The organism is Salipiger sp. D13, assembly GCF_003703915.1.
Lineage (GTDB): Bacteria > Pseudomonadota > Alphaproteobacteria > Rhodobacterales > Rhodobacteraceae > Salipiger > Salipiger profundus.
In genome coordinates, this window is record NZ_ML112592.1 from 276,846 (window position 1) to 293,132 (window position 16,287).

The 16,287-nt window shown below is 67.4% G+C and carries 20 protein-coding genes and 1 tRNA gene; 8 read left to right on the forward strand and 13 right to left on the reverse strand.

Annotation, left to right across the window (positions count from 1 at the left end; all coding sequences use genetic code 11):
- Window position 1 precedes the first annotated feature (1 nt).
- Entirely contained in the window at window positions 2-1,075 is a 1,074-nt protein-coding gene (locus D6860_RS08170; protein WP_157895865.1) for a tyrosine-type recombinase/integrase, read from the forward strand.
- Between the two features lie 72 nt (window positions 1,076-1,147).
- On the opposite strand, the gene D6860_RS08175 is transcribed toward D6860_RS08170, so the two are convergent.
- Both D6860_RS08175 and D6860_RS08180 read right to left on the reverse strand, forming a co-directional pair.
- Window positions 1,148-1,279: transfer RNA gene (locus D6860_RS08175), tRNA-OTHER, on the reverse strand.
- Between the two features lie 45 nt (window positions 1,280-1,324).
- Window positions 1,325-1,822 (reverse strand): Lrp/AsnC family transcriptional regulator, encoded by a 498-nt coding sequence (locus tag D6860_RS08180; RefSeq protein ID WP_017467507.1) that lies wholly within the window; start codon window positions 1,820-1,822, stop codon window positions 1,325-1,327.
- A gap of 106 nt (window positions 1,823-1,928) precedes the next feature.
- On the opposite strand from D6860_RS08180, the gene putA reads away from it, so the two are divergent.
- From putA to D6860_RS08195, 3 genes are all read left to right on the forward strand, one after another.
- Entirely contained in the window at window positions 1,929-5,363 is a 3,435-nt protein-coding gene (gene putA, locus D6860_RS08185; protein WP_076622320.1) for a bifunctional proline dehydrogenase/L-glutamate gamma-semialdehyde dehydrogenase PutA, read from the forward strand.
- Between the two features lie 83 nt (window positions 5,364-5,446).
- The gene (locus D6860_RS08190; RefSeq protein ID WP_076622321.1) at window positions 5,447-6,190 is read left to right on the forward strand and encodes a rhomboid family intramembrane serine protease; all 744 of its coding nucleotides are present in this window, start codon (window positions 5,447-5,449) and stop codon (window positions 6,188-6,190) included.
- Window positions 6,187-6,555 carry a GFA family protein gene (locus D6860_RS08195; protein WP_017469686.1) on the forward strand — a complete coding sequence of 123 codons (369 nt, stop codon included), beginning with the start codon at window positions 6,187-6,189 and terminating at the stop codon, window positions 6,553-6,555. The genes D6860_RS08190 and D6860_RS08195 overlap by 4 nt, the downstream gene beginning before the upstream one ends.
- 79 nt (window positions 6,556-6,634) lie before the next feature.
- On the opposite strand, the gene D6860_RS08200 is transcribed toward D6860_RS08195, so the two are convergent.
- The 4 genes from D6860_RS08200 to D6860_RS08215 form a co-directional block, all read right to left on the reverse strand.
- Window positions 6,635-7,426, reverse strand: coding sequence for an inositol monophosphatase family protein (locus D6860_RS08200; protein ID WP_076622322.1), 792 nt, complete (start codon window positions 7,424-7,426; stop codon window positions 6,635-6,637).
- 76 nt (window positions 7,427-7,502) lie between these two features.
- Window positions 7,503-7,790, reverse strand: a complete 288-nt coding sequence (locus D6860_RS08205; protein WP_254681405.1) for a hypothetical protein — start codon at window positions 7,788-7,790, stop codon at window positions 7,503-7,505.
- A 240-nt stretch (window positions 7,791-8,030) separates the two neighbouring features.
- Window positions 8,031-8,432, reverse strand: a complete 402-nt coding sequence (locus D6860_RS08210; RefSeq protein WP_076622324.1) for a hypothetical protein — start codon at window positions 8,430-8,432, stop codon at window positions 8,031-8,033.
- A gap of 27 nt (window positions 8,433-8,459) precedes the next feature.
- The gene (locus D6860_RS08215; protein ID WP_076622325.1) at window positions 8,460-9,662 is read right to left on the reverse strand and encodes a pyridoxal phosphate-dependent aminotransferase; all 1,203 of its coding nucleotides are present in this window, start codon (window positions 9,660-9,662) and stop codon (window positions 8,460-8,462) included.
- Window positions 9,663-9,770: 108 nt separating this feature from the next.
- Between D6860_RS08215 and D6860_RS08220 the strand changes: the two genes are divergently transcribed.
- The 3 genes from D6860_RS08220 to D6860_RS08230 all read left to right on the forward strand — a co-directional run bounded on the left by D6860_RS08220 (window position 9,771) and on the right by D6860_RS08230 (window position 11,023).
- The gene (locus D6860_RS08220; RefSeq protein ID WP_076622326.1) at window positions 9,771-10,163 is read left to right on the forward strand and encodes a helix-turn-helix domain-containing protein; all 393 of its coding nucleotides are present in this window, start codon (window positions 9,771-9,773) and stop codon (window positions 10,161-10,163) included.
- Window positions 10,163-10,426, forward strand: coding sequence for a succinate dehydrogenase assembly factor 2 (locus tag D6860_RS08225; protein ID WP_076622327.1), 264 nt, complete (start codon window positions 10,163-10,165; stop codon window positions 10,424-10,426). The genes D6860_RS08220 and D6860_RS08225 overlap by 1 nt, the downstream gene beginning before the upstream one ends.
- 99 nt (window positions 10,427-10,525) lie before the next feature.
- Window positions 10,526-11,023: a MarR family winged helix-turn-helix transcriptional regulator gene (locus D6860_RS08230; protein WP_017469679.1), complete on the forward strand. Its 498-nt coding sequence runs from the start codon at window positions 10,526-10,528 to the stop codon at window positions 11,021-11,023.
- On the opposite strand, the gene D6860_RS08235 is transcribed toward D6860_RS08230, so the two are convergent.
- Window positions 11,017-11,685 carry a DUF1194 domain-containing protein gene (locus D6860_RS08235; protein ID WP_076625232.1) on the reverse strand — a complete coding sequence of 223 codons (669 nt, stop codon included), beginning with the start codon at window positions 11,683-11,685 and terminating at the stop codon, window positions 11,017-11,019. The genes D6860_RS08230 and D6860_RS08235 overlap by 7 nt on opposite strands.
- 44 nt (window positions 11,686-11,729) lie before the next feature.
- Window positions 11,730-12,164: a VOC family protein gene (locus D6860_RS08240; RefSeq protein WP_076622328.1), complete on the reverse strand. Its 435-nt coding sequence runs from the start codon at window positions 12,162-12,164 to the stop codon at window positions 11,730-11,732.
- Window positions 12,165-12,337: 173 nt separating this feature from the next.
- Here D6860_RS08240 and thyX point away from each other — a divergent pair, with 173 nt between their 5' ends.
- Entirely contained in the window at window positions 12,338-13,252 is a 915-nt protein-coding gene (gene thyX, locus D6860_RS08245; RefSeq protein WP_076622329.1) for an FAD-dependent thymidylate synthase, read from the forward strand.
- A gap of 131 nt (window positions 13,253-13,383) precedes the next feature.
- On the opposite strand, the gene ureG is transcribed toward thyX, so the two are convergent.
- The 5 genes from ureG to D6860_RS08270 form a co-directional block, all read right to left on the reverse strand.
- On the reverse strand, window positions 13,384-14,016 hold the full coding sequence (ureG, locus tag D6860_RS08250) for an urease accessory protein UreG (RefSeq protein ID WP_076622330.1): 633 nt from the start codon (window positions 14,014-14,016) through the stop codon (window positions 13,384-13,386).
- Window positions 14,017-14,028: 12 nt separating this feature from the next.
- Window positions 14,029-14,664: an urease accessory protein UreF gene (locus D6860_RS08255; RefSeq protein WP_076622331.1), complete on the reverse strand. Its 636-nt coding sequence runs from the start codon at window positions 14,662-14,664 to the stop codon at window positions 14,029-14,031.
- Window positions 14,654-15,184 carry an urease accessory protein UreE gene (gene ureE / locus D6860_RS08260; protein WP_076622332.1) on the reverse strand — a complete coding sequence of 177 codons (531 nt, stop codon included), beginning with the start codon at window positions 15,182-15,184 and terminating at the stop codon, window positions 14,654-14,656. The genes D6860_RS08255 and ureE overlap by 11 nt, the downstream gene beginning before the upstream one ends.
- Window positions 15,185-15,311: 127 nt before the next feature.
- Entirely contained in the window at window positions 15,312-15,530 is a 219-nt protein-coding gene (locus D6860_RS08265) for a DUF1127 domain-containing protein (RefSeq protein ID WP_017467820.1), read from the reverse strand.
- A 150-nt stretch (window positions 15,531-15,680) separates the two neighbouring features.
- Complete coding sequence (locus D6860_RS08270) at window positions 15,681-16,271, reverse strand: hypothetical protein (RefSeq protein WP_017467821.1); 591 nt, start codon at window positions 16,269-16,271, stop codon at window positions 15,681-15,683.
- Between the last annotated feature and the right edge of the window lie 16 nt (window positions 16,272-16,287).

A 16,287-nucleotide genomic window follows, 5' to 3' on the forward strand; every position in this document is an offset into this window, starting at 1 on the left:
CATGCGGGTTCAGTTTCCGGGCTATGTGCCGGAGAAGCGCGGCGGAAGAACGCTTCACCGGGTGCGGGTCAAAGGCAACGCCGCACGGCGCGTTACGATCCCCGTTGGCCCGGACGACCCGCAGTTCTCTGCCCTCTACCACGCCGCCAGGCGCGGCGAGAACCCCGAGGTGGTACAGCAGAGCCTCGCCCCCGCCATGAGCCTCGACGCACTGGTCGATGCCTACCTCGATTTGCTGGAGAGCGACGTGCGCCACGGGCAGGCATCCCGCCTGACGCTCCGGCAGCGCAAGAGCCTGCTCAAGCGCGCATGCGACATGCCGGACGACAGCGGCACCGGGCGCATGGGGGCGCTGCACTGCGACCTTCCGCCGGCCGCACTGCGCCACATCATTGCGCAATGGGGCGCGAGGACCGCACAGGCCGACAATACGATCAAGGCGCTGCGCGCCGCATATGACCGCATGGACTGGCTGGACGCGAACCCATGCGTCGGCATCAAGCGCGTGCACCGCTCCAAGGGCGGCACCACGCCATGGTCAACCGGGGACGTGCAGGCATTCATGAAGGCGCACCCGCAGGGCACCTCGGCCCGGGTCTGGCTCATGCTGGCGCTGTTCACGGGCGCGCGCCTTTCGGACCTTGCCAAGCTCGGTCGCGCAAACGAGGTGCGACGGGATGGTATGACCTGGATCGAATGGCAGCCGTCGAAGCGGGGATCGAGCCACACCTCGATGCCCATGGCGCCGCAGCTCGCCGAGGCCGTCAGGGCAACCGGCGTGATCGGGCGCACCTACATCCTGAACCAGCAGGGCCAGCCGTTTGCCAACGGACCGGTGCTGGCCGAGAGGGTCAGACGCTGGACCGCAGATGCCGGGCTCGAGCGCAGATCTTCGCACGGGCTCAGGAAGGCGCTTGGCGGCATCCTCGCCGATGCAGGAGCGACCGAGCACCAGATCATGTCGGTGCTCTCTCACGCATCGCCGACGACCTCCGCGATCTACACAAAAAGCGCGCAGCGGGCGCGACTCGCAGGCGAGGCGATGGCCTCCATTCGGGGGTTGGATTTCGGGTAAAGTGTCCACCACCTGAAATCAGGTGGACACAAACGCGAATTTTCCGTGCAATATCAATGGGGAATTTTGCCTTGGTACCCGCGGCCGGACTCGAACCGGCACGCCTTAGCGGCTAGGGATTTTAAGTCCCCTGTNACTCGAACCGGCACGCCTTAGCGGCTAGGGATTTTAAGTCCCCTGTGTCTACCATTCCACCACGCGGGCCCGGCGCGACTCATGCCGCAAATCCGCGCGTTTGACCAGACCGGCTCAGTCCGCGTCCGAGGACGTATCCGGGGTGGACTGGGCCGCATCCTCCTTGACCGCCTGCATGGCGACATAGGTCGACGTGGTGGAGACATGCGGCAGCGTCGAGATCTTCTCGGCCAGCACCCGGCGATAGCTGCGCATGTCGGCGGTGCGCACCTTGAGCAGGTAGTCGAAGTTGCCGGCGATCAGGTGGACCTGCTCGATTTCGGGCACTGCGGCCACCGCCTCGTTGAAGGCCGCAAGCGAGCTTTCCCGGGTATCGAACATCCGCACCTCGACAAAGGCCACGTGGTCGAGCCCCAGCCGGATCGGGTCGAGGATCGCGCGGTAGCCGCGGATCACGCCGAGCTCTTCCAGCCGACGCAGCCGCGCCTGCGTCGGGCTTTTCGACAAGCCGATCCTGCGGGCGAGCTCGGTGATCGAGATTCGCCCCTCGGCTGCAAGGGTTGTCAGGATCGCCCGGTCGAAGCGATCGAACTCGTCATTTTCACTTTGCATCGAGAATTCCGTGATTTTCGGTCAGAACGCACCGCTCCTGTGCCCGATTAAGGCAAAACGACTTCCTCGACTACTGTAGTCTGGTAAAAATCTCCGGAGACATGCCATGCCCAAAGACATTGCCCCCGACGTTCGCCTTCTGATCGACCAGAACACCTATGCCGACGAGGCCGCCACCGTCGCACGGCTGCGCGAGGATGCCGCGCTGAGCGATGCCGACCGTGCCGCCATCTGCGAGAAGGCCACGCGGCTCGTCCGCGACATCCGGGGCAGCACCCGGCCCGGTATGATGGAGGTCTTCCTCGCGGAATACGGCCTGTCGACCGACGAGGGCATCGCGCTCATGTGCCTTGCCGAGGCGCTGCTGCGGGTGCCCGACGCCGAGACCATCGACGCGCTCATCGAGGACAAGATCGCGCCCTCGGACTGGGGCCGGCACATGGGCCGCTCGACCTCGCCGCTGGTCAATGCCTCGACCTGGGCGCTGATGCTCACCGGTCGCGTGCTCGACCCCGAGAAGCGCCCCGGCCCGGCCGGCCACCTGCGCGCGGCCATGAAGCGGCTCGGCGAGCCGGTGATCCGTACCGCGGTCGGTCGTGCGATGCGCGAGATGGGCGCGCAGTTCGTGCTGGGCGAGACCATCCAAAAGGCGATGAAGCGCGGCGCCGCGCAGGAAGCCAAGGGCTACACCTACAGCTACGACATGCTGGGCGAGGCCGCCCGCACCGAGGACGACGCGCTGCGCTACCTCGACGCCTACGCCAAGGCGATCGACGCCATCGCCGGCGCCGCCAAGGCGCCCGACACCCGTGACAACCCCGGCATCTCGGTCAAGCTCTCGGCGCTCTACCCGCGCTACGAGGAAGCCCAGTACGACGCGGTGATCGAGGTGCTCGTGCCGCGCCTGCAGCAGCTCTGCGAACAGGCCGCCAAAGCCGGCATCGGGCTCAACATCGACGCCGAGGAATCCGACCGGCTTTCGCTGTCGCTCGACGTCATCGCCCGCGCCTTCGCCGCGCCGGCGCTGGCCGGCTGGGATGGCTTTGGCGTGGTGGTGCAGGCCTACGGTCTGCGCGCCTCGGAAACGCTCGACTGGCTCTACGCGCTGGCCGAGGCGCATGATCGCCGGATCATGGTGCGGCTGGTCAAGGGCGCCTACTGGGACACCGAGATCAAGCGCGCGCAGGTCATGGGGCTCGAGGGCTTCCCGGTGTTCACCGCGAAGTCGCACAGCGACATCAGCTACATCGCGAATGCCCGCAAGCTGCTGGGCATGACCGACCGGATCTACCCGCAGTTCGCCACCCACAACGCCCACACCGTTGCCGCCGTGCTGCACATGGCCGAGGGCGTGAGCACCGAGGCCTACGAGTTCCAGCGCCTTCACGGCATGGGCGAGACCCTGCACGAGCTGGTGATGGCCAAGGCGGGCACCCGCTGCCGCATCTACGCGCCCGTGGGCGCGCACCGCGACCTGCTGGCCTACCTCGTGCGCCGGCTGCTCGAGAACGGCGCCAACTCCTCCTTCGTGAACCAGATCGTCGACGAGGAAGTGCCGCCCGAGACCGTGGCCGCCGACCCCTTCGAGATGCAGGACCAGCGCCCGCTGGCGCGCGGCCCCGAGCTGTTCGAGCCCGAGCGGCGCAACTCGATGGGCTTCGACCTGACCCACCGGCCGACGCTGTCGCACATCGACACCGCGCGCATCCCCTTCCGCGACCATCGCTGGCAGGCCGGTCCGCTGCTCGCGGTCGAGGCGCCGGTCGGCGCGACCGAGCGGGTCCCGAACCCCGCGATGCCGAGCGACGACGTGGGGGAGATCACCTGGGCCAGCCCCGAGACCGTCACCGCCGCCGCCGCGGCCGCCACTCCGTGGCAGGCCACGCCCTCGGAGCGCGCCGCCGTCCTGCTGAAGGCTGCCGACCTCTATGAGGCGCATTTCGGCGAGATCTTCGCCATCCTGCACCGCGAGGCCGGCAAGACGCTGCTCGACGCGGTGGCCGAGATCCGCGAAGCGGTGGACTTCCTGCGCTACTACGCCGCCCGCGCCGATGGCGCCCCGCCGCGCGGCGTGTTCGCCTGCATCTCGCCGTGGAACTTCCCGCTGGCCATCTTCACCGGCCAGATCGCGGCGGCGCTCGCCACCGGCAACGCCGTGCTTGCCAAGCCCGCCGAGCAGACGCCGGTGCTCGCATGGCGCGCGGCGCAGCTTCTGCACGAGGCCGGCGTTCCGACCACGGCGCTGCAACTGCTGCCCGGCGCCGGTGACGTCGGCGCGGCGCTGACCTCCTGCCCGCAGGTGAAAGGCGTGGCCTTCACCGGCTCGACCGAGACCGCGCAGATCATCCACCGCTCGATCGCCGAGAACCTCGACCCGGGCACGCCGCTCATTGCCGAGACCGGCGGTCTCAACGCGATGATCGTCGACAGCACCGCCCTGCCCGAGCAGGCCGTCCGGGCCATCGTCGAGTCGGCCTTCCAGTCGGCGGGCCAGCGCTGCTCGGCGCTGCGTTGTCTCTATGTGCAGGAGGACATCGCGCCGCATTTCCTCGAGATGCTCACCGGCGCAATGGACGCCCTGCGCCCCGGCCAGCCGTGGGAACTGTCGACCGACCTCGGCCCGGTGATCGATGCCGAGGCGCATGACGGCATCGCCGCCTACGTCGAGGCTGCCCGCAAGGACGGCCGGCTCATCAACCAGATCGAGGTGCCCTCCGAGGGTCACTTCATCGGACCCGCGTTGATCCGCGTCGGCGGCATCGAGGATCTCGAACGCGAGATCTTCGGCCCGGTGCTGCATGTCGCCACCTTCAAGGCGACCGAGCTCGACCGGGTGATCGACAGCATCAACGCGACCGGCTACGGGCTGACCTTCGGCCTGCAGACAAGGATCGACGACCGGGTGCAGCATGTCACCGAGCGGGTCGAGGCAGGCAACCTCTACGTGAACCGCAACCAGATCGGCGCCATCGTCGGCAGCCAGCCGTTCGGCGGCGAAGGGCTCTCGGGCACCGGCCCCAAGGCGGGCGGCCCGCTCTACTGTGACCGCTTCCGCCACCACGCGCACGACGGCCCCGTCGGCAACTGGTCGACCCGCGACGTGGCCGACCGGCTGCGCGCGGCGCTCGACGCGGCGGGACCGGGCGCCGGACCGAAGCTTACCGAGCTGCCCGGCCCCACCGGCGAGGCGAACCAGTATACCACCCATGCCCGCCCGCCGGTGCTCTGCCTCGGGCCGGGCTCGGATTGCGCCGCGGCGCAGGCCGAGGCGATCCGGGCGATGGGCGGCGTCGCCGTCGCCGCGCACGGCAAGATCGCGCCCGAAGACCTGACCGCGCTCGAGGGTATCTCGGCAGCCGTCTGGTGGGGGGACGAGGATACCGCCCGCGCCTACCGCGCGGCGCTGGCCAAGCGAGACGGCCCGATCGTTTCGCTGGTCACCGGCACGCCCGACAAGGGCCATGCCCGCGCCGAGCGGCACGTCTGCATCGACACCACCGCCTCGGGCGGCAACGCCCAGCTGCTCGGCGGCAACATGTAACCTGTCCCGGGCGCGGCCCTGCGCCGCGCCCGGATACCGCCGACGATGCTTGACGCGGCGCGCTTCCGCGCCAAAGTCAGAGCATGTTTCCGATCCGCGATCACAACCCCTCGGGGCGCACGCCCTATGTCACCTACGGGCTGATCGTGGCCAACATCGGCATCTTCATCAGCTACTGGTCGCTGTTCGGGCACCCCCGGGCGCTCAACGCCTTCTTCTACGACTGGGCGCTGATCCCCGCGCTGGTCAGCGAAGGCACCGGGCTCGCCGGGCTCGCCACCTCGATGTTCCTGCATGGCGGCATGATGCATCTGGCCGGCAACATGCTGTTCCTCTTCATCTTCGGCGACAACATCGAGGACGAGCTCGGACACGGCCGGTTTCTCGGCTTCTACCTCGTCTGCGGCGTGATCTCGGCGGTGGTGCACTACCTGTCGGCACCCATGTCGCCGGTGCCCACGGTGGGCGCCTCGGGGGCCATCGCCGGGGTGATGGGCGGCTACCTTCTGCTGTTCCCGAAGGCGCGCGTCGATATCTTCATCTTCCTGCTCGTCTTCTTCAAGATCCTGCCCGTGCCCGCTTGGATCATGCTCGCCGTCTGGTTCGCGATGCAGCTCTTCGGCGGCGTCGGCACCCCGGCGGGCGGCTCGGGCGTGGCCTACTGGGCGCATCTGGGTGGCTTCGCGGCGGGTATGCTGCTTATCCTGCCTCACTGGCTGCGGCGTGGCGGCCCCGCCTACTGGAGCCGCACCCACGGCAAACCGCCACATCCTCCGCAACGCCCGCCCGAACTGACACGGGTGCCGAAAACAGGACGCCGCCGATGACCGATCCCGTCAAAGTCACCTGCCATTGCGGAGCCGTCGAGCTGCGCGTCACGCTCTCGGACGGGCTGAGGACCGCCCGGCGCTGCGACTGCTCCTATTGCCGTCGCCGGGCGGTGCCGGCGGTCTCCGCCCCGCTCGACGGGCTCGAGGTGGTGCGGGGCGCCGAGACCCTCACGCTCTACCAGTGGGGCACCATGACGGCGCAGCATCACTTCTGCTCGGTCTGCGGCATCTACATGTATCACCGGCGCCGCTCGAACCCGAACGAATACGGTGTCAACATGGGCGCCATCGAGGGCGTGAACCCGGCCGACCACGAGCCGATCCCGTGGAACGACGGGGTCAACCATCCGTCCGACCGCTAGGAACTTGCAAAACGAAAAAGCCGGGCGTCGTGCCCGGCTTCCGTGAACGTCCGTCCTGAGCGTGCCCGCCCGGGGCGGCTCACTCCTTGCGGATGAGCTTGGCGAGACCGTCGAAGATGGCGTTGTTGGCGCAGAGGAGGCTGCCGCTCTCGAGCGGATCCTGCCCTTCGCGCACGCCCTCCACCAGCGCGCCCGCTTCCAGCGCGATCAGCTGGCCGGCGGCGATGTCCCAGATGTGCAGCTCGCGCTCCCAGTAGCCGTCGAAGCGGCCCGCCGCCACGTAGGCAAGGTCGAGCGCCGCCGCGCCCCAGCGCCGCACGCCGGCGCATTCCGGCAGCACGCGGGCGAAATCCTTGAGCGTCGCGGGCAGCGTGTTCTTGCCCGCGTAGGGGATACCGGTGGCAAAGATCGCCTCGCCCATCCGCGACCGGCCCGAGACGCGCAGGCGGCGCGAGTCGTTGAGCCAGGCGCCGTTGCCCTTCTCGGCGTAGAACATCTCGTCCTTGGCGGGGTCGTAGACAACCGCCGCGACGATCTGGCCCTTGTGCTCGAGCGCGATCGAGATCGCCCAGTGCGGCAGGCCGTGCAGGAAGTTGGTGGTGCCGTCGAGCGGGTCGACGATCCAGCGGCGGGTCGGGTCGGTGCCCGCGATCTCGCCGCCCTCTTCGGCCAGCCAGCCGTAGTTCGGACGCGCGCCGAGCAGTTCCTCCTTCAGGATTTTCTCGGAGGCGATGTCGGCACGGCTGACGAAGTCGCCCGCGCCTTTCCGAGACACCTGAAGGTTCTCGACCTCGCGGAAATCCTTCACCAGCGAGCGGCCCGCCTTGCGCGCCGCCTTGATCATGATGTTGAGATTGGCACTGCCCTGCATGGTCGATCCCCGAAATGGTTCAGGCCGCGCGTATACGCGGCCTGCCGGGCTTTGCCAAGGGCCTGCCGGGGCGGGTTTACTTGTAGATCACGCCCTTTTCGCCCTCCGGCGCGTAGGCGCGGGGCATGTAGGAACGGGTGACGGTCTTCTTCACCCGCTTCACCGGCATGTAGTCGGCTGGGTTGTAGTAGGTGCCCGCAGTCGGCACACCGCAGCAGATCACACCACCCACGATCACCGGTTGCTTGCCCGACGGGCAGTAGTTCGCGGCCGGATAGGCCTGGATCAGCGGCTGCCGGCTGGGGTCGGCGGTGGCGTCTCCCATGTACATGTCGCCCCAGGCAAGCGCCTGCGAGGCGGTCATCGTCAACGCCGCCGTCGCGGCCAAAATCGTGGAAAAACGCATCACTTCCCCCAAGGTCAGGAATAAATCGATAAACTTGAAAAAAGCGTATCAGGCTTTCGGGGCGAGTCAATTTTATGGCCCTCGAGGCGACACAGGCCCACTCTTCCCGGACAAAGCTGGCCGCGCGCGCTCATTGTTTCCGAATTGAAACCGATCCGCCGGCCACCCCATGCCCGCAGGGGAATCGACCGGGGCAGATCATTTCTTCGGAAGCCGCTCCGCCTTCTTGCGCACCAGCACGCTGCGCAGGTCGTGCATCGCCATGAGCAGGTCGTCTGTGACCGCTTCGAGCTGCGCCTCCGACGCCCGCGTCTGCGCCCACTGCGTGGTGAGGTTGAGCGTGTCGACGGCGCGGTGAATGTCGTCGATGTCGCGCATCGCCAGAAGTGCCTTGCGCTCGTCCATCCAGGCCCGGATGGCGGCAAGATCCGCCGCGCTCAGGGTGCGGTCGCCGTGCGGCTTGATGTCGTCGCGGTTGAGATTGACCACGGCGATCTGGTCCATGTCGATCCGCCGCTGACGGTTTTCCGTATCGACCCGGAACACCGTCGCCCCGTTTTCGCGGACGCGGAAGTAATATTCCGGCAGATCATCCGCCATGGCGTTTCACTCCCTGCGCGGCGCGGCTCACGACAGACCGTCGCAGAACCGCGCGATGCGGTCGCAGGCTTCGGTCAGCGCCTCGTCCGAAGTCGCGTAGGACACCCGGAAGTTGGGGCTGAGCCCGAAGGCCGCGCCGAAGACAACGGCCACGCCGGTTTCCTCGAGCAGCGCCGTGGCAAAGGCCTCGTCGTCCGCGATCACCGTGCCGGCCGCCGAGGTCTTGCCGATGAGACCGGCAATGGAGGGATAGACGTAGAAGGCGCCCTCGGGCACCGGGCAGGTGATGCCCTCGATGGCGTTCAGCCGCTCGACGACAAGATCCCGCCGGCGCCTGAACGCCTCGGCGCGCGGCGCGAGGAAGTCCTGCGTGCCGTTCAGCGCCTCGACCGCCGCCCATTGCGCGACCGTGCAGGGGTTGGAGGTCGATTGCGACTGGATCTTGCGCATCGCCGAGATCAGTTCCACGGGGCCGCCGGCGTAGCCAATGCGCCAGCCGGTCATGGCATAGGCCTTGGACACGCCGTTGACGGTGAGCGTCCGGTCGTAGAGCGCCGGCTCGATCTGCGCCGGCGTGCAGAATTCGAACCCGTCGTAGGCAAGGTGCTCGTACATGTCGTCGGACATCACCCAGACGTGGGGGTGCTTCACCAGCACGTCGGTCAGCGCCTTGAGCTCGTCGCGGGTGTAGCCGGCCCCGGTGGGGTTCGACGGCGAGTTGAACAGGAACCACTTGGTCTTCGGCGTGATCGCCGCCTCGAGCTGCGCGGCGGTGATCTTGTAGCCAAGCTCGGGCTGGCCCTCGACGATGACCGGCTCGCCCTGCCCCAGCTTCACCATGTCGGGGTAGCTCACCCAGTAGGGCGCGGGAATGACGACCTCGTCACCGGGGTTCAGCGTCGCCATGAAGGCATTGTAGAGCACCTGCTTGCCGCCGGTGCCGACGCTGATCTGCGCGGGCGCGTAGTCCAGCCCGTTCTCGCGCCTGAACTTGTCGCAGATCGCCTGCTTCAGCTCGGCGATCCCGTCCGGCGCGGTGTATTTCGTTTTTCCCGCATGGATGGCCGCAATCGCCGCCTCCTTGATGTTGTCGGGCGTGTCAAAGTCGGGCTCGCCGGCACCGAGTCCGATCACGTCGCGGCCCTGCGCCTTCAGCTCGCCCGCGAGCTGGGTAACGGCCACGGTGGGCGAGGGTTTGACGCGGGACAGGGTGTCGGAGAGAAAAGCCATCGGGGCACCGTTTGTGTTGGAGTCCCGACTGTCATAGGGTGGCCACCGCACCCGTTCAAGCGGCTTGCAACGCCGTGTAAACTGCCCGCCCGGGCGGAGGAGAGCCAGATGAACGAACAGACGGACTGGTATGGCCCCGAGGCCGCAACCTTCGGTGATCGCATCGCTGCCGCACGCGAGGCGGCCGGCATGGGGCAGGAAAAGCTGGCACGGCGCCTCGGCGTCAAGCTGAAGACCCTGCAGGGGTGGGAGAACGACCTTTCCGAGCCGCGTGCCAACCGGCTGCAGATGCTTGCGGGGCTGCTCAACGTCTCGATGGGCTGGCTGCTGACCGGCGAGGGCGAAGGCCTGCCCGCGCCCGACGATGCGACCTCAGTGCTCCCCGCCGACGTGAACGAGGCGCTTCTGGAAATCCGCGCGCTCAAGACCCAGATGCAGACCGCCGGCGACCGTCTCGGCCGGCTTGAAAAGAACCTGCGCCAGCTACTCAAGGACCAGTGATGACCCAGGAATTGCGGGAACACCGCCTCAAGCGGCTCTCGATGCGCTCCATGCGGCGCGGCATCAAGGAAATGGACATCATCCTGACGCGCTACGCCGACGCGCGGCTTGCCTCCATGGATGCGGTCGAGCTCGACCGCTACGAGGCGCTGCTCGAGGAGAACGACCAGGATCTCTACCAGTGGGTGTCGGGCCAGCGCCCTGCGCCCGAGACGCTGCAACCGCTTGTCGACGACATCGCCCGGACGTCCTGCAACGGCTGATCCGGTCGCTCCGGTTTTCCGAGCATCCTAGGCGACTTAACAGATTGTTGGTCTTTTTGCCCCAAAGCTGCCGTTCAGACAGAACAGGCGGAGACGGTAATGAGCATTCATGCCTCCATGGGAAAAGCGCCGCAGTCCGGCTACATGACCGGGTATCTCGAGACGCTGGCGCTGGTAGAAAGGTTGCATCGCTTGCTCCTCGACGTGATCAAGGATGAGTTCGAACGCACCGGCGTCATCGAGATCAACGCCGTCCAGGCCCTGCTGCTCTACAACATCGGCGACAACGAGGTCACGGCCGGCGAGCTCAAGTCGCGTGGCTACTACCAGGGCAGCAACGTCAGCTACAATCTCAAGAAGCTGGTCGAGATGGGATACATGCACCACCAGCGCTGCGAGATCGACCGGCGCTCGGTGCGGGTGCGGCTGACCGCGCAGGGGCGCGAGATCCGGGATATGGTGCAGGGACTGTTCGAACGCCATTCCGAAGGGCTCGAAAGCCGCAAGGTCATCGACCTCGACGGGCTCGACATGATCAACAACGGGTTGCGCCGGCTCGAACGCTTCTGGACCGACCAGATCCGCTACATCTACTGAGCGGGCCGCTTCTCGTCGGACAGCTGGCCGACGATCATGTCGTTGAGTTCGCGGAAAAGCTTGAGCGTCATCGCGCGGCGGAAATCCTCGTAGCCCTCGGCCACCTCGACAAAGGCTCCGGGCCCATGGGCGACCTCGCCGCGGAAATAGTCGACGACGCGCGGATCGGAGCCAAGCACCGCAAGCCCATTCACCGTGACATTCGCAAACGGGAAATGCAGGTAGGCCTGCTGCGGACGAAAGCCGTCGTTGGTGATGCCGTCGCCGGACACGTCGATCACCTTGCGCAGGCAGGGCGGCGCCCGCTCCAGCAGTCGCGACCCGTATCCCAGCGCATAGCCCATCGCCGTCGGAAAGCGGTTGTGGCTGCGCGGTGCGGCAAGGATCGTGCCAACCGCCTGGTCCAGCCGCCCCTGGTCGGAAAGCATCGTCCAGTCCAGCACCATGACCGACTGACGACGGCCGCTCCACTCGTAGACCGAAAGCGCGACCGTCCCCTCGCCCTCGAGAATGGCGCGCCGCACGTCCGGGTCGCTCAGCGCGGCGGCAAGCCCCTCCTTCTGCAGGCGGTATTCGTCGTCATCGACAGAAGACGACACGTCCAGCGCCAGAAGCAGCGCCAGACGGCACTCCTCGGCCCGCGCGCCGCCCGCCCAGAGCATGGCCCCCAGCGTGACGGCGGCGGCGAGGCGCGAAACCGCGCCTCCTACCAATGGCCCGTGTTTTCCATGCTCGCCCAGGGCTCCTCGGGCGGCAGCGCGTCGCCTTCCTGCAGGAGCTCGATCGAGACGTTGTCGGGGGACCGCACAAAGGCCATGTGCCCGTCCCGCGGCGGACGGTTGATGGTCACGCCCGCATCCATCAGCGTCTGGCACATCTCGTAGATGTTCGGGACCGTGTAGGCGAGATGGCCGAAATGCCGCGAATCCGACGGCAGCCCGTCGTCGCCATCCCAATTATAGGTCAGTTCGACATCGGCGGTGCCGTCGTCCTGCTCCGGCGGGCAGAGGAAGACCAGTGTGAAGCGGCCACCCTCGCTCTCCTTGCGCTGGCGCTCCTTGAGGCCGAGCAGCTTGTAGAATTCGATCGACTTGTCGAGATCCTTCACCCGGACCATCGTGTGCAGATACTTGATGCCCATGAGGCATGCTCCTTTCCTTGGTCTTTTCGGTGAGGGTAGAGAGGTGGGCGCAAAAGTCGAGTGCGGACCGAAGTGCCGCAGTTGCCGCCGGGGGTGTCCCTACGCTATTTTTATCTGCGCTCCTCCCCCCTATAGAGTGACAAAAGATTCACATCGAGACGAGGGGGTCGTCCATGCCGCTCAGCCCGGAACAGCAGGCCGAAATCGACGCGCAGCGCAGCACGCCGCAAGAAACCCTGCGGGCCGTCGCCCCGGGCATGGAGGCGCATCTCTACACCGCCAAGCCGGTGCTCGATCACGGCTTCGTCCGCGTGGTCGACTACATGGGCGACGATTCCGCCATCTGCCAGGCGGCGCGCGTGTCCTACGGGCGCGGCACCAAGTCGGTGAGCAACGACGAGGGGCTCATCCGCTACCTGATGCGGCACTGGCACTCGACACCCTTCGAGATGTGCGAGGTGAAGCTGCATGTGAAGCTGCCGATCTTCGTCGCGCGCCAGTGGATCCGTCACCGCACTGCCAACGTGAACGAGTATTCCGCGCGCTACTCGATCCTCGACCGCGAGTTCTACGTGCCCGCGCCCGAGCATCTGGCCGCGCAATCCGTGGTCAACAACCAGGGCCGGGGCGAGTCGCTCACCGGCGAAGAGGCTGACCGCGTGCTGCGCTACCTGCGCGACGACGCGATGCGCGCCTACGACCACTACGAAGAGATGATCTCGACCGAGGGCCAGCAGGGCCTCGCGCGCGAGCTGGCGCGGATGAACCTGCCGGCCAACATCTACACGCAGTGGTATTGGAAGGTCGATCTGCACAACCTGCTGCATTTCCTGCGGCTGCGCGCCGACAGCCACGCCCAGTACGAGATCCGCGTCTACGCCGATGCCATCTGCGAGATGGTGCGGGACTGGGTGCCCTTCGCCTACAAGGCCTTCGAGGATTACCGCATGGGCGGCGCGACGCTGTCGTCAACGGCGCTCGACTGCGTCCGCCGGATGCTCGCGGGCGAAGAGGTCACGCAGGAGACCTCGGGCATGTCCAAGGGTGAATGGCGCGAGTTCCGCGCGGTGCTCGACGGCCAGGGCTGACGCCCTGCGCCGAGCGGCGCGCCAGGGCGGAGCCGCCCGTCACCGCTGAGCAGCGCGCCGCGCCGTAGGGTGGGTTTGCAACCCACCGCTGCCGAATACCGGACCCTCCGGGTCGGGCGGAGCGTCGCCCCCTACTCCGCCGCTTCGACCAGTGGCAGCCCGCCGATCTGCGCCAAAAGCGTAACGATCTCGTCCACGCCCTTGCCGTGGCGCAACGAGGCGAAGACGAAGGGTCGGCCCGCGCGCATCCGCTTCGCATCCCGCTCCATCACCTCGAGCGAGGCGCCGACATAGGGCGCCAGATCGGTCTTGTTGATGACGAGGATGTCCGACTTGGTGATCGCGGGGCCGCCCTTGCGGGGGATCTCCTCGCCCGCCGCGGTGTCGATCACATAGATTGTCACGTCCGCGAGCTCCGGCGAGAAGGTCGCCGACAGGTTGTCGCCGCCGCTCTCGATCAGCACGAGGTCCAGATCCGGGTGCGCCTCGGTCAGCTCGGCGATGGCGGCAAGGTTGATCGAGGCGTCCTCACGGATCGCCGTGTGCGGGCAGCCGCCGGTCTCGACGCCCTTGATACGGTCGAGCGGCAGCACCTGCTGTCGCATCAGCTCCTCGGCGTCCTCGCGGGTGTAGATGTCATTGGTGACCACGGCGAGCGAGAGCCGGTCGCGCAGCGCGCGCGCCAGCGCCGCGGTGAGCGTGGTCTTGCCGGCGCCCACCGGGCCGCCGAGACCCACGCGCAAGGGTCCGTTGGGGGATGCCATTGTCTGCCTCCGTTACGATCTGAAGAGCCGGGAATAGAGCATGTCATGCCGCTGGCTGGCAATGTCCAGCAGCGGGGCGAAGCCGCCGATGTCGTCGAGCCCCGCGGTCAGCGCCGCCTCGGCCTGCGCGGCGCAGAGCGGCGCCAGCGCCTGCACGACGCGCTGGCCATCGGTCTGCCCGAGCGGCACGAGGCGTACCCCCGCGCCGGCAAGGTTCGACACGACGGCCTGCAGGAAGAGCCGCAGCGCCTCGGCCAGCGGCAGATCAAGCGCGCGCACCGTCAGCCCCACTGCCACCGGGTAGGGCGCGGGCGGGATCTCGACACCCCAGACCTGGCTGACCGTCGCGGCAAAGGCGCGGCCCTGCTGGTCGGTCTCGGCCCGCCGTTCGGCAGAGGGCGAGAGCGCGAGGCCCAGTTCGGTGAGCTCCGCCGCATCGCCGCCCTGCGCCGCCTGCGCCAGCAGCACCGCGTCGGACCAGCCGGCCCCGTGCCGCAGCAGCGCCTCGAGCCACGCCTGCAGGCTTTCGGCGTCTGTCACCTGCTCCTCCTGCACCGCCGTCTCGAGCCCGTGCGACCACGCGAAGGCGCCGGTCGGGAAGGCCGGCGAGAACAGCTGGTGCAGCGTCAGCGTGGAGTCAGTGATCATGGGAGTGATGCTGGTGCCCGTGCTCATGGGAGTGCTCATGCGCGTGCCCTTCGGGGCCGTGGCTGTGCGAATGGTCGTGTCCGTGGGTCCGGCCATGGCCATATGCACCGCCTTCGGGGGTGAAGGGCTCGTCGACCTCGGCCACCGTGGCGCCAATGCGCTGAAGCATGTCGCGGATCACGTGGTCGCGCTGGATCAGCAGCCGCGCGGGCTCGATCTGGCAGGGCGTGTGCCGGTTCCCAATGTGCCATGCAATGCGCGGCAGGTCGTCGCCCGAGACCGCCAGCAGCGGCTCTTCCGCCGCCCGCACCTCGACCAGCCCGCCATCGGCGAGCCGGAAGGCATCGCCGTGATCGAGGCTTTCCGTATGCGCGAGATCGACCAGGAACCGCTGCCCCGACCCCGCAGTCAGAACCTTGCGGCGCAGGAAGCGGTCCTCGTAGGACAGCGTCACCGTGTCGGCGTCACCGCTCCAGTGGCCCTTGCGCGCGATCTCGTGACTGGTGGGCAGGGTCGTCATGTGGGGTCCTCTTGATGATGGCCGCCGGGGGCTGAAACGAAGAAGGCCACGGCCCGGTTTGACCCGGGCGCGTGGCCTTGAGCATGTGCATCGGTCCGCGGCTCAGCGCCAGCGGGAAAACCCGAGCTCAGAGATAGTAAACGTCGTGAAAGACGTGACGCACGATGTCCTCGCGGCGCAGACCCTTTTCGGCCAGCTCGGCGTCGGACAGGCGCTGCAGTGCTTCGACGCGGCGCAGGCGCGGGTTCGCTTCGCCCATCGCGACGATGGTGTTGCCGATCGCGTTCAGGACGCGGGACAGAAACGGTGCGGATGCGTGGCCTTGGCTTGCAGTGAGAAATGCCATGGGAAACCTTTCTTTCGTGTTCCAGGTCCCCTCCCTTGCCAACAAGGTAGGCCATGCTGACCCAACTCACAAATGCTGCATCTGCAAAGTCGCCCTTCGGCAGGCGCATAGGTCGATGGTTTAATATTGAACCAATTTCGCCACCCCGGGTCACGGCATCGCCTCGATCGCGGTATAGGAATAGCGCTGATCGCCATGCGCGTGGCTCGACCGCACGAGGTAGGAGATTCCGAGCTCTGGCAGCCAGTTCACGAAATCCGTCACCTCGTAGGGATCGGGGTCATAGGACTGGATCACCGGAATCATGTCGTAGGTGCATCCGCCGAGCCCGACCTCGGTCATCGGGCCGAAGCGGTAGCTCTGCAGCTCGTGGCTGCTGAAGCCGTGATCGTCGACGCCCACGTCGACCGTCCAGTCTTCCTGCGGACCCGGCATCGGCAGGCTGCCCGCCGGCATGTCGAAATCATAGGTCGTGTCGCTGTCGGGCACCACGTCCCCGGCATCCATCTCGGCGATGCGCAGCACGTACATCCCCCGCCCCAGCAGCGTGAGGCTCTGCAGCCCGTCGCGGGTCTCGAAGATCGAGGCGACGATATCCTCGGACACGCGGCGGAACAGCTCGGTGTCGCCGCCCGACACGCTGAGACGGATGCCGCCGCCGTCGAGATCGGCGGCGGTCGGGCAACTGGCCAGCGCCGTCGCAGGCGACGCCAGCAGCAGGCAGAGCGCAAGATGCTTCATGGTGCCGGATCAGGCC

Coding starts and splice junctions, on each gene's coding strand:
- D6860_RS08170 (WP_157895865.1), top strand. CDS start 2: ATGCGGGTTCAGTTTCCGGGCTATGTGCCGGAGAAGCGCGGCGGAAGA.
- D6860_RS08180 (WP_017467507.1), bottom strand. CDS start 1,822: ATGCAAAGTGAAAATGACGAGTTCGATCGCTTCGACCGGGCGATCCTG.
- putA (WP_076622320.1), top strand. CDS start 1,929: ATGCCCAAAGACATTGCCCCCGACGTTCGCCTTCTGATCGACCAGAAC.
- D6860_RS08190 (WP_076622321.1), top strand. CDS start 5,447: ATGTTTCCGATCCGCGATCACAACCCCTCGGGGCGCACGCCCTATGTC.
- D6860_RS08195 (WP_017469686.1), top strand. CDS start 6,187: ATGACCGATCCCGTCAAAGTCACCTGCCATTGCGGAGCCGTCGAGCTG.
- D6860_RS08200 (WP_076622322.1), bottom strand. CDS start 7,426: ATGCAGGGCAGTGCCAATCTCAACATCATGATCAAGGCGGCGCGCAAG.
- D6860_RS08205 (WP_254681405.1), bottom strand. CDS start 7,790: ATGACCGCCTCGCAGGCGCTTGCCTGGGGCGACATGTACATGGGAGAC.
- D6860_RS08210 (WP_076622324.1), bottom strand. CDS start 8,432: ATGGCGGATGATCTGCCGGAATATTACTTCCGCGTCCGCGAAAACGGG.
- D6860_RS08215 (WP_076622325.1), bottom strand. CDS start 9,662: ATGGCTTTTCTCTCCGACACCCTGTCCCGCGTCAAACCCTCGCCCACC.
- D6860_RS08220 (WP_076622326.1), top strand. CDS start 9,771: ATGAACGAACAGACGGACTGGTATGGCCCCGAGGCCGCAACCTTCGGT.
- D6860_RS08225 (WP_076622327.1), top strand. CDS start 10,163: ATGACCCAGGAATTGCGGGAACACCGCCTCAAGCGGCTCTCGATGCGC.
- D6860_RS08230 (WP_017469679.1), top strand. CDS start 10,526: ATGAGCATTCATGCCTCCATGGGAAAAGCGCCGCAGTCCGGCTACATG.
- D6860_RS08235 (WP_076625232.1), bottom strand. CDS start 11,685: ATGCTCTGGGCGGGCGGCGCGCGGGCCGAGGAGTGCCGTCTGGCGCTG.
- D6860_RS08240 (WP_076622328.1), bottom strand. CDS start 12,164: ATGGGCATCAAGTATCTGCACACGATGGTCCGGGTGAAGGATCTCGAC.
- thyX (WP_076622329.1), top strand. CDS start 12,338: ATGCCGCTCAGCCCGGAACAGCAGGCCGAAATCGACGCGCAGCGCAGC.
- ureG (WP_076622330.1), bottom strand. CDS start 14,016: ATGGCATCCCCCAACGGACCCTTGCGCGTGGGTCTCGGCGGCCCGGTG.
- D6860_RS08255 (WP_076622331.1), bottom strand. CDS start 14,664: ATGATCACTGACTCCACGCTGACGCTGCACCAGCTGTTCTCGCCGGCC.
- ureE (WP_076622332.1), bottom strand. CDS start 15,184: ATGACGACCCTGCCCACCAGTCACGAGATCGCGCGCAAGGGCCACTGG.
- D6860_RS08265 (WP_017467820.1), bottom strand. CDS start 15,530: ATGGCATTTCTCACTGCAAGCCAAGGCCACGCATCCGCACCGTTTCTG.
- D6860_RS08270 (WP_017467821.1), bottom strand. CDS start 16,271: ATGAAGCATCTTGCGCTCTGCCTGCTGCTGGCGTCGCCTGCGACGGCG.